The 10,842-nt window shown below is 73.6% G+C and carries 10 protein-coding genes; 5 read left to right on the forward strand and 5 right to left on the reverse strand.

Annotated elements, in window-relative coordinates:
- Window positions 1-171: 171 nt before the first annotated feature.
- The 4 genes from ACFYQQ_RS32785 to argH all read right to left on the reverse strand — a co-directional run bounded on the left by ACFYQQ_RS32785 (window position 172) and on the right by argH (window position 4,795).
- Window positions 172-1,683: an MFS transporter gene (locus tag ACFYQQ_RS32785; RefSeq protein WP_356175367.1), complete on the reverse strand. Its 1,512-nt coding sequence runs from the start codon at window positions 1,681-1,683 to the stop codon at window positions 172-174.
- Entirely contained in the window at window positions 1,680-2,231 is a 552-nt protein-coding gene (locus tag ACFYQQ_RS32790; RefSeq protein WP_356175364.1) for a helix-turn-helix domain-containing protein, read from the reverse strand. Before ACFYQQ_RS32790 ends, ACFYQQ_RS32785 begins: the two co-directional genes overlap by 4 nt.
- An 88-nt stretch (window positions 2,232-2,319) precedes the next feature.
- On the reverse strand, window positions 2,320-3,291 hold the full coding sequence (locus ACFYQQ_RS32795; protein ID WP_388906252.1) for an aldo/keto reductase: 972 nt from the start codon (window positions 3,289-3,291) through the stop codon (window positions 2,320-2,322).
- Window positions 3,292-3,367: 76 nt separating this feature from the next.
- Window positions 3,368-4,795, reverse strand: a complete 1,428-nt coding sequence (argH, locus tag ACFYQQ_RS32800; protein ID WP_355794211.1) for an argininosuccinate lyase — start codon at window positions 4,793-4,795, stop codon at window positions 3,368-3,370.
- A gap of 676 nt (window positions 4,796-5,471) precedes the next feature.
- On the opposite strand from argH, the gene ACFYQQ_RS32805 reads away from it, so the two are divergent.
- The 5 genes from ACFYQQ_RS32805 (at window position 5,472) to ACFYQQ_RS32825 (ending at window position 9,888) form a co-directional block, all read left to right on the forward strand.
- On the forward strand, window positions 5,472-6,059 hold the full coding sequence (locus ACFYQQ_RS32805) for a pyridoxamine 5'-phosphate oxidase family protein (protein WP_388906255.1): 588 nt from the start codon (window positions 5,472-5,474) through the stop codon (window positions 6,057-6,059).
- 3 nt (window positions 6,060-6,062) lie between these two features.
- Complete coding sequence (locus tag ACFYQQ_RS32810; protein WP_388906258.1) at window positions 6,063-6,752, forward strand: L,D-transpeptidase; 690 nt, start codon at window positions 6,063-6,065, stop codon at window positions 6,750-6,752.
- 215 nt (window positions 6,753-6,967) lie between these two features.
- Complete coding sequence (locus ACFYQQ_RS32815) at window positions 6,968-8,305, forward strand: ferredoxin reductase family protein (protein WP_355790659.1); 1,338 nt, start codon at window positions 6,968-6,970, stop codon at window positions 8,303-8,305.
- Window positions 8,306-8,324: 19 nt separating this feature from the next.
- A complete protein-coding gene (locus ACFYQQ_RS32820) occupies window positions 8,325-9,095 on the forward strand; it encodes an FMN-binding protein (RefSeq protein ID WP_355790652.1) in 771 nt (256 codons plus the stop codon).
- Window positions 9,088-9,888, forward strand: coding sequence for an FAD:protein FMN transferase (locus ACFYQQ_RS32825; RefSeq protein WP_388906261.1), 801 nt, complete (start codon window positions 9,088-9,090; stop codon window positions 9,886-9,888). Before ACFYQQ_RS32820 ends, ACFYQQ_RS32825 begins: the two co-directional genes overlap by 8 nt.
- 404 nt (window positions 9,889-10,292) lie before the next feature.
- Here the strand turns inward: ACFYQQ_RS32825 and ACFYQQ_RS32830 are convergent, their stop codons facing one another.
- On the reverse strand, window positions 10,293-10,841 hold the full coding sequence (locus ACFYQQ_RS32830; RefSeq protein WP_356175347.1) for an arginine repressor: 549 nt from the start codon (window positions 10,839-10,841) through the stop codon (window positions 10,293-10,295).
- Window position 10,842: the final 1 nt, after the last annotated feature.

Genomic DNA, 10,842 nt, shown 5'->3' on the forward strand with positions numbered 1-10,842 from the left:
GGGTTGCGGCCGGGGGCCGGGCCCCGCGCGGGGGCGCGGCCGCGCCCCGCCCCCCCCCCCCCGCCGCCGGCCCCCCCCCCCCCGCCCGGGGGGGGGGGGGGGGGGGGCGGCCCCCCCCCGCCCCCCCCCCGCGGCCCGCTTTCGTTCCGCTCCCCCGACACGCGGGGTGCTCTACAGCCGCTGGCCGCGCAGCAGGAACCACGCCGCCACGGCCGTGGCGAGCAGTACCGCCGCGCCCACGCCCGACGCGAGCGCCAGTCCCTCGACGAAGGCGCCCCGGGCCGAGGACAGCATGGCCTCGGCGGTGTCGGCCGGCAGTCCGGCCGCCGCCTCGACGGCGCCGCCGAGGGATTCACGCGCCGCCTCAGGGGTGCCCGCGGGACCGGCGAAGTCCCGGTAGACGCCGGTCACGATCGAGCCGAGCACGGCGATGCCGAGGGCCGCGCCGAGTTCGTACGCCGTCTCGGAGACCGCGGACGCCGCGCCCGCCTGCTCCTTGGGCACGCTGGAGAGGATCACGTCGGCGGTGACGGTGAACGAGAAGCCCGCGCCGATGCCGACGACCAGGAGCGCGGCGCCGATCAGCGGGTAGCCGGTGGACTCGCCGAGCAGGGTGAGCACCGCGAGCGCCGCGCCCACGGCGGCCAGACCGCCGGAGACGACCGCGCGCACCGAGAAGCGCCGGGCGACCGTGCCCGCGATCAGTCCCGCCGCGACCGCCCCGACCGCGGCCGGGATCTCGGCGAGCCCCGCCTCGAACGGCGCCCGGCCCTGCACGAGTTGCAGGTACTGCGAGAGGAAGAAGACCAGCCCGGACAGTCCGAGGATGGTCAGCAGGTCGGCCAGCACGGCCCCGGAGAACCCGCGGTGGCGGAACAGCCGCATGTCCAGCAGGGGTGCGGGCAGCGTGAGTTGGCGGCGCACGAAGCCGAGGAGTGCGGCGGCGCCCAGCAGGCCGACGCCCGACGACGTCCAGGTGGGCCCGTGCGTGGCGGCCTCCTTGACGGCGTACACGATGCCGATCATGCCGACCAGCGAGAGGACGACGCTGATCAGGTCCCAGGGACCCGGGTCGGGGTTGCGCGACTCGGGCAGCAGCTTGATGCCGACGAGGACGAGCACCGCCATCACGGGCAGGTTGATGAGGAAGACCGAGCCCCACCAGAAGTGTTCGAGCAGGAAACCGCCGACCACCGGGCCGACCGCGGTGCCGGCGGAGGCGGTGGCGCCCCAGATGCCGACGGCGAGACTGCGTTCGCGCGGGTCGTGGAAGAGGTTGCGGATCAGGGCGAGCGTGGCCGGCATCAGGGTCGCGCCCGCGACACCGAGGAGGGCCCGCGCCAGGATCATCATCTCCGGTGACGTGGCGTAGGCGTTGAGCACCGAGATCGCGCCGAACGCCGTGGCGCCGACGAGCAGCAGGCGCTTCCTGCCGATGCGGTCGCCGAGGCTGCCCATGGAGACGAGCAGGCCGGCGATGACGAAGGAGTAGACGTCGCCGATCCAGAGCAGCTGGGTGCCGGAGGGCTGCAGGTCCTCGCTGATGTAGGGCGTGGCGAGGCCGAGGACGGTCGCGTCGACGGCCACCAGCAGCACAGCGAGGACGAGGACGGAGAGGGCGAGCCAGCGCCTGGGGCGCCGCTCCACCTCCGCCGCGACGGTCCGCTGGTCGGTGCTGGTCATGGTTCCACTCTCCGTAGTGCGCCGCCGAGCAGCAGCTCGACGATCATGAATTGGAAGTCGTTGGCGGCCACCCGGCCGTCCATCACGGCCCAGGCACCCGAGCCGATCAGCCCGTAGAGGGCCTCGGTGAGCCAGGCGGGGGTGAGGTCGATGCGGAACTCGCCGCTGTCCTGGCCGCGCCGGAACAGCGCGGCGATGCGGGCGTCGAGCCGGGCCCAGCCCTCGTGCTGGGTGTCCCCCTCGAACAGCTGGTTCTCGGTGACCAGGAACGCCAGCAGGCCGGCCGCCGGCTCGATCTCCCGCACCAGCCGGCGTACGGCCTCGCTGGCGGGCCCCTCGTCCAGCCGGGCCGCGTCGAGCGCCGCCTCGCACTCCCGGATGCCCAGGTCCTCCAGCGCGCGGACCAGGGCGTCGCGCCCGGCGAACTGGCGGTGCAGCGTGGCACGGCTGATCCCGGCCGCCTTGGCGACCTCGTCCATGGTGGAGGTGGCTTTGCGGGTCAGCAGGGCTGCGGCGCTGCGGAGTACGTGGTCACGGTCGACGGCCATGAGACAAGGGTAGACCATATGAGACAATTTTGTCTCACTGGAGGCATGCGGAGCTCACCGTCGCGGGGTGCGGCGGTGAGTCCGGTGCTCAGTGCCAGGGCAGTTGGGCGCGGCGCTCCCAGTAGGCGTACGGGTCCTCGGCGAGCGCGTCCAGCCGGGCGGACTGTCCCTCGTCGAGGGTGACGACGGCCGCGTGCAGGTTGGAGGCGAGCTGGCCGGTGGTGGCCGCGCCGGACAGGACGACGTCGGCCCAGGGCCGGTGCAGAACGGCGGCGAGGGCGACGGCGTCGGCGGTCAGCCCCGTCTCCCGAGCGATGTCCTGGACCGCGCCCGGCGCGTGCGGGGCGGCCAGGCGCCCGTTCGCCATGCCCTCCTTGACGATCACTGCGAGCCCCGCGGCGTGCGCCTCGGCGAGCGCGGGCCCGGCCGAGGTCTCCAGCACGTTGTACGTGGCCTGGACGGTCCGGAAGAGGGGCTCGCCCTCCACCGTGACGGCGAGCGCGGCGCGGATGGCGTCGGCCTGGGCGGGCCCGCTGGTCGAGAACCCGACGGACAGGCCCCCGGCCGCGGCCTCGGCGAGCCGCGCGTGCAGTTCCTTGTCGGTGAGGGCCGGGCTGTCCGGGGTCACCGAGTGGATCTGGTAGAGGTCGAGGCGGTCGCCCAGCAGCGCGGCGGTCTCGGCGCGCTGCCTCTCGTAGGTGGCGAGACCGTGGTCCTTGACCTCGTGCGCCTCGGCGTCGGTGCGCCAGCCGGCCGTGTAGGTGTAGCCCCACTTGCTGCCGACGACGACGTCGTCGACCTCGGGACGGGCGCGCAGCCAGTCGGCGAGGAACTCCTCGGAGCGGCCGTAGGAGCGGGCCGCGTCGAAGTAGCGCACGCCCTGGGCGTACGCGGCGTCCAGGAGTTCGTGGGTGCGCTCGCGCAGGGCGTCGACGCTGCGCTCCGCCGGCAGGTCGTCCTCGCGGCCGAGGTTGATGTAGCCGGGGCGGCCGACGGCGGCGAGGCCCAGGCCGATGTGGGCGGTGGGCGTGGTCGCCGAGGCGAGTCGGGCGAAGGGCATCGCGGGCTCCGTTGGGGTCGGCTCCTTGACGGCTTGCGACCAACGTAACCCGCGACGCCCTCGCGGACGCGGGGTGCTACTTCTTCGCGGTGGCCCAGGCGTGCTGCGCGGCCAGGTCCGCCTTGACCTCGGCGAGCTGTACGGCGACCGCGCTCGGCGCCGTGCCGCCGCGGCCGTTGCGGGAGGCCAGCGCCCCCGGCACGTTCAGGACACCGCGCACCTCCGGCGTCAGGTGCGGGGAGATCTTCGCGAACTGCTCGTCGGTGAGCCCGTCGAGCTCGACGCCGTCGGCCTCGGCGACCTTCACGCACTCGCCGGCGACCTCGTGCGCGACGCGGAACGGCACGCCCTGCCGCACCAGCCACTCGGCGATGTCGGTGGCCAGCGAGAAGCCGGCCGGGGCCAGTTCCTCCATGCGCTCGCGGTTGACGGTCAGCGTGGCCATCATGCCGGTGAAGGCGGGCAGCAGGACCTCCAGCTGGTCGCAGGAGTCGAAGACCGGCTCCTTGTCCTCCTGGAGGTCGCGGTTGTACGCCAGCGGCAGGGCCTTGAGCGTGGCCATCAGGCCCGTCAGGTTGCCGATGAGGCGGCCCGACTTGCCGCGCGCCAGCTCCGCGATGTCCGGGTTCTTCTTCTGCGGCATGATCGACGAGCCGGTGGAGAAGGCGTCGTGGAGGGTGACGAAGGAGAACTCCTTCGTGTTCCAGATGATGATCTCCTCGGCGATGCGGGAGAGGTTGACGCCGATCATCGCGGTGATGAAGGCGAACTCGGCGACGAAGTCCCGGGAGGCGGTGCCGTCGATGGAGTTGCCGGAGCTGCCGTGCTCGAAGCCGAGGTCCGCGGCGACCGCCTCGGGGTCCAGGCCGAGGGAGGAACCCGCGAGCGCGCCCGAACCGTACGGCGACACGGCGGTCCGCTCGTCCCACTGGCGCAGCCGCTCGGCGTCCCGGGACAGGGACTGCACGTGGGCGAGCACGTGGTGGGCGAACAGCACCGGCTGGGCGTGCTGGAGGTGGGTGCGGCCGGGCATCGCCACGTCGGGGTGCGCCTCCGCGAGGCCGACCAGAGCGTCCTGGAGGTCGGCGATCAGGCCGCCGATGATCCGCGCGTGGTCGCGCAGGTACATCCGGAAGAGGGTCGCCACCTGGTCGTTGCGGGACCGGCCGGCGCGGAGCTTGCCGCCGAGGTCCGGGCCGAGGCGCTCCAGAAGGCCGCGTTCGAGGGCGGTGTGGACGTCCTCGTCGGCGATGGTTCCGACGAACTCGCCGGAGGCCACGTCCTGTTCGAGCCGGTCCAGTCCGTCCAGCATCCGTCCGAGCTCGTCGGCCGTGAGCAGGCCCGCCTTGTGGAGCACGCGCGCGTGGGCACGGGAACCGGCGATGTCGTAGGGCGCGAGCCGCCAGTCGAAGTGGACGGACGCGGACAGCTTCGCCAGGGCCTCGGCGGGACCGTCGGCGAAACGACCGCCCCAGAGCCGTACGTCACCGCTGTTGCTGCTCACTTGCTCTGCTCCTCAAGGCTGTGGGTGTGCCGCCGCCTCCTCGCGCGTGCGGGCGGGCGGTGGTCTTCACGCTGTCGGTCGGGCGAGGTCCCGCGTCGCGGCGAGCTTCGGCGACAGGGGTCTCCCGGTGCGCCGGCCGGGGGCGACGGTGGTGCCGGGGCCACCCGGGCGGGCGGTCGCGGCGCGCTCCGTCACGGTGTTCCCTTCGTCGCGCGAACCCTGTCATGCATGAGTATGCAGAACTCTGCATGATTCGTCAATCGAGCACCCAGGAGGGAACGCCGCGCCCTGGTGAACGACGCAACACGCTCTCTCGTATGCCTCATCGGGCGCAGGCGCCACGTTCACACCTCCCGTCGGCCGGGAAGACGGGGCTCCGGCGCCGACGGCTTCGCCACCGCCGTCGGATGCCACCGAGCCCCAGGGACCGGCTCCCTGGCCGCCCGCGCTCCCGAGGGCGCGGGCGCCGTGGCCGCCCCGTGCGCCGGCCGGGGCGGCCACGGAAGGGCCCGGCCCGCCACCACCGGCGCCGACGACCGCCGTTCGCACTCATCGGAGTCGACGCCCGCCACCACCCACGTCGGCACGTCACCGGCCCGAGCGGTCGCCTGACCCGCGGAAACGTAACCCTCAATTCCTTAGACAGGCAAAGGATCGTGCCCGATAATCGTTAGACATGGGAAAGACTTACGAACGCATAGACGGCAGACTGCGCACCTTCATCGAGGCGCAGCCCATCTTCTTCACCGCGACCGCGCCCCTGTCCGGGGACGGCACCGTCAACCTCTCGCCCAAGGGACTCACCGGCTCCTTCGCGGTGATCGACGAACTGACCGTCGCCTACCTGGACTTCGCCGGGAGCAACGCCGAGACCATCGCGCATCTGCGGGAGAACGGTCGCATCACCCTCATGTGGTGCGCCTTCCAGGGCCCGCCGAACATCGTGCGCGTGCACGGCCGGGGAGAGCCCGTCTTCCGCGACGACCCGCGCTTCCGGGAGCTGTTGGCGCACTTCCCGCACATCGACCCGGCGCAGCACGGCCTCCGCGCGGTCGTCGTGGTCACCGCCGCCCTGATCCGGGACACCTGCGGGTACGCCGTCCCCTTCATGTCGTACGACGAGGACCGTGATCTGCACGCCAAGCGCTTCGCCCGCGAGGACGACGCCTCGCTGGACGCGTACTTCCACAAGAAGGACCATGTGGCGACCAGCCTGGACGGCCTACCCGGGCTGCCGTTGCCGCTGCCCCCCAGTACCGTCTGAGCCATGCGCCTCGCTGCCGCCGCACTCGCGTCCGCGTCCCTGTTCGCCCTGGCCCCGAGCGGCCCGCCCGCGCTTCCGGAGCTGATGGCGGACACCGGCGGCGGCAGCCAGCTCATCACCGCCCGGGCCGCCCGGACCTCCGCCACGACCGGCACCGTCATCTGGTGGGAGCGGCGCCGCGGGCGCTGGGTCGAGGCCGGTTCCGCGCCGGCCCGCTTCGGCGCCGCCGGGCTGACCGAGGGCGCCTCGCGTCGGCAGGGCACGAACACGACCCCCACCGGCCTGTACGACCTGCCGTACGCGTTCGGGATCGAGGCCGCGCCCGGCGGGACGGCCACCCCCTACCGCCGGGTCCACCGGAACTCGTGGTGGTGCCAGGACAACAACTCCCGCGCCTACAACCGCTGGACCGAGCCCCGCCCCTCCGACTGCCGGGCCGCGGAGTCCGAGCACCTGATCTCCTACCGGGACCAGTACGCGTACGCCTTCGTCATCGGCTTCAACTACGAGCGCCCGGTGCGGGGGCGGGGCGCCGGCATCTTCCTCCACGTCGACGGGCGCGGGGCGACGGCGGGCTGCGTGTCCGTGCCAGCGTCGGCGATGCGGCGGATCCTGCGGTGGGCGGACCCGGAGCGGGAACCGCACATCGCGATCGGGACGGCGGGCGGGGCGACCGCGATCACGCGGTACTAGCGAGCCGTTCGGACGCCCCCGCGGGTGTGCCACGCGCCGGTCCTCGTACCGGACCGGCCCCCGGCGCCGCAGTTGGGCGCGGGACCTCTGAACGGACCGCCGTCGTGGGCCGTATCTCTGGGCCAGGGGGCCACTCCCCTCGCCCCGTCCCCACGGAGGAACACGGAGGAACCGTGTCCACGATCGCCGGTGGTCGCGCCGCGCGGCGCCAGACCATGCGCCGTATCCGCCCTCGACGCTCGCCCGCCGTCCCGTTGCTGATCGCCGTCTGGGCCGGTGCGGCCGGGGTGATCTGGCTGTGGTGGAGCAACACCCCGTCCATCGCGGACGGCAGCGGGAAGGTGCTCAACGCCGGCCGGATCACCGGGCTGCTCGCCGGGTACCTGATGGCGCTCGTGGTGCTGCAGATGGCCCGGGTGCCCGCGCTGGAGCGCCGCGTCGGCTCGGACCGGGTCGCCCGGTGGCACGCGATGAGCGGCCGCTACACGCTCTGCCTGGTCGTCGCCCACCTGGTGCTGATCATGTACGGGTACGCGCTCCAGGCCGGCCGCACCTTCACCGGGGTCGTCCAGCAGACCGTCGACTCGGTCCAGCAGCTGCCGGACATGGGCAAGGCGGCGATCGGCACGGGCCTGCTGCTGTTCATCGGGCTCATCTCGATCGGTCCGGTACGGCGCAGGATCCCGTACGACCTCTGGTACCACGTGCATCTGCTCACGTACGCGGCCGTGTTCCTGACGTTCTGGCACCAGCTGTCCACCGGCAACGAGTTCGCCGTCGAGCCCACCGCGAAGACCGTCTGGTACGGGCTGTACGGGTCGGTGACCGCCCTGGTCCTCTGGTACCGCGTCTTGGTGCCGGTCCGGCTGAACCTGCGGCACCGGATGCGCGTCGAGGCGGTCATCGAGGAGACGCCCGGCATCGTGTCGGTGCTGATCCGGGGCCGCCGGCTGCACCGCATGGGCGCCGAGGCGGGGCAGTTCTTCCGCTGGCGCTTCCTCGCGCCCGGCATGCGGCTCAGCTCGCACCCGTACTCCCTGTCGGCGGCGCCGCGCCCGGACATGCTGCGGATCACCGTGAAGGCGATCGGCGACCACAGCGCGGCGCTGCGCGATCTGGAGCCCGGCACCCGCGTCTGGGCCGAGGGACCCTACGGGGCGCTGACGGCGGCCCGGCGCAGCCGCGGCAAGGTGCTGCTGGTCGCGGGCGGCGTGGGCATCACCCCGATGCGGGCGCTGTTCGAGACGCTGCCCGGCGCGGCCGGCGACCTGACGCTGCTGTACCGGGCCAACAGCACGCAGGACCTGGCCCTCTGGGACGAGCTCGCGGCGATCGCCGAGGAGCGCGGGGCGCGGCTGATGTACGCGGTGAACAGCCCCGACGGGGAGCGCCCGGACATCTCCGCGGAGACCCTGCGGCGCAAGCTGCCGGACATCGAACGCCACGACGTCTTCCTGTGCGGCCCGCCCGGCTTCGCGCAGCAGGTGTACGAGGCACTGCGCGGCGCGGGGGTCCCCGCCCGCCGTATCCATCACGAGTCGTTCGAGATGTGAGCGACGGGAGTCAGGAGCGATGAAGAAGAGCCACCCCATTCGGCGCGTCGTGCTCGCCACCGCCGCCACCGTGTCCGGGATCGTCCTGCTGCTGTCGCTGAAGCCCGCGTCCGATCCGGCCGCCGCGTCGGCGGGCGGGGCGCCCCAGCAGTCGGTGGCGGGGCAGGAGTCGCCGCAGGGCGGCAGCTCCCAGCAGTCGTCGCAGGCCCGTACGGTCACCGGCGCTGTCGCCAGCACCCAGTACGGGCCCGTGCAGGTACGCCTCACCCTCGCCGGCGGCAAGATCACCAAGGCCGAGGCCGTCCAGGCACCCAGCGGCGGACGCAGCACCCAGGTCACCGACGCCGCCGTACCCCGCCTCAACCAGGAAGCGGTCGCCGCGGGCACCGCCGACATCGACACCGTCTCCGGCGCCACCTACACCAGCGCCGGATACAAGCAGTCTCTCCAGTCCGCCCTGGACAAGGCCGGATCCACCGGGAGCGGGGCTCCCGCGTCGAAGGCTCCCGCCGCGCAGGCCCGGACCGTCACCGGCGCTGTCGCCACCACCCAGTACGGGCCCGTCCAGGTACGCCTCACCCTCGCCGGCGGCAAGATCACGAAGGCCGAGGCCGTCCAGGCACCCAGCGGCGGACGCAGCACCCAGGTCACCGACGACGCCGTACCCCGCCTCAACGAACAGGCCGTCACCGCCGGAACCGCCGACATCGACACCGTCACCGGCGCCACCTACACCAGCGCCGGATACAAGCAGTCCCTCCAGTCCGCCCTGGACAAGGCCGGTGGCTGACACGGTGGCCGAGCCGGCACGGACCCCCGCCGTGGTGCGGCACGCGGAGGAGGTCATGGGGACCGTCTTCTCCTTCGACGTCCGCGGTGGGGAGCCCGCCGCCGTCGAGGCCGCGCTGCGCGAGGCCGTGGCCGGACTGCACTGGGTGGACGAGCTGTTCAGCACGTACCGCGAGGACAGCCAGGTCTCCCGGCTGGCCCGCGGGGAGCTGACGGAGGCGCGGTGCGATCCGGTGGTCGCCGAGGTGCTGGAGCTGGGCGCCGAGGCCGAGCGCGCGAGCCACGGCTGGTTCAGCCTGCGGTACGAGGGACGGCTCGACCCGACGGGGATCGTCAAGGGCTGGGCCGCCGAACGGGCCGCCCGGTGTCTCGCGGGGGCCGGGGCGAGCGGGGTGAGCGTCAACGGCGGCGGGGACGTGCAACTGCTCGGCGTGCCCGGACCCGAGCGGTCCTGGCGGGTCGGGGTGTCGGACCCGCTGCGGCCGGGCGGGCTGGCGGCCGTGATCTCCGCCGCCGCCGCGGACGAACTGGCCGTCGCCACCTCCGGCACCGCCGAGCGCGGCGACCACATCGTCGATCCCCGGACCGGCCGGTCCGCGGTCACCGACCTGGTCGCCGTCACGGCCGTGGCACCCCGCCTGACCTGGGCGGACTGCTGGGCCACGGCGGCATTCGCGATGGGCTCGCGGGAGGGCCTCGGCTGGCTGGAGTCCCTGCCGGACGTGGAGGCGCTGCTCGTCACGGCGGGCGACGAGGTGCGCTGCACCAGCGGGCTGGCCGGGCGCCTCGGGTGATCCCGGCCCCGCCGCCTCCCGTTCCGGCCCGGCGGCTGTCGCGCGTCGCGTCCGCCGGCCCCTCTCCCCTGAGTGCGAGCGGCCGGCGGCCCCGGAGTCTCCCGGCCCGGGCTCGGGCAGACGCCCCGCGTCTACTGCCCTCGGCGGCGGCGCCAGTAGTCGCGCGCGCTCGCCGACTGGGCCCACATGGCGAAGGCCGCAACTCCTGGGACCGCGATGATGAGAAGACCGTAGGCCCACTGGTTCATGGCTCCCCCTCCGTTCCGGCTGAGGACACCGGCTTCCTCGTCCGGGACGAGCACGCACCTCTGCCGGCGGGGATCGCCGTCGAGCCCCGTGCGAGCAACTGCCCCCGCTCGCGCCGCCCACGCGGGGCACGGCCGCGTCGCGAGGGGGCCGCCGGGTCAGTGCCCGTTCTGGGCCAGCCGCAGCAGATGGTCCGCCAGGGCCTGCCCGCCGCTCGGCTCCCGGCTGATCAGCATCAGCGTGTCGTCGCCCGCGATGGTGCCGAGGATGTCGTGCAGTTCGGCCTGGTCGATGGCCGAGGCGAGGAACTGCGCGGCACCGGGCGGAGTCCGCAGGACCACGAGGTTCGCGGACGCCTCCGCGGAGATCAGCAGCTCGGCCGAGAGCCGCCGCATCCGCTCCTCCTTCGCCGACTCGCCCAGCGGCGCGCGCGGGGTGCGGAATCCGCCCTCGCTCGGTACCGCGTAGATGAGGTCGCCGTCGTTGTTGCGGATCTTGACCGCGTTCAGCTCGTCCAGGTCCCGGGAGAGCGTCGCCTGGGTGACGGTCAGCCCGTCGTCCGCGAGAAGCTTCGCCAACTGGCTCTGCGAGCGCACCGGTTGCCGGTTGAGGATGTCCACGATCCGGCGGTGGCGTGCGGTGCGGGTCTGCGGCACGGCGGGCCCCGCGTGCTCGTGCTCGTGCTCGTGCTCCTGCGCCTGACTCATC

Origin of the sequence: Streptomyces sp. NPDC005496, from assembly GCF_042872045.1 — a bacterium.
Lineage (GTDB): Bacteria > Actinomycetota > Actinomycetes > Streptomycetales > Streptomycetaceae > Streptomyces.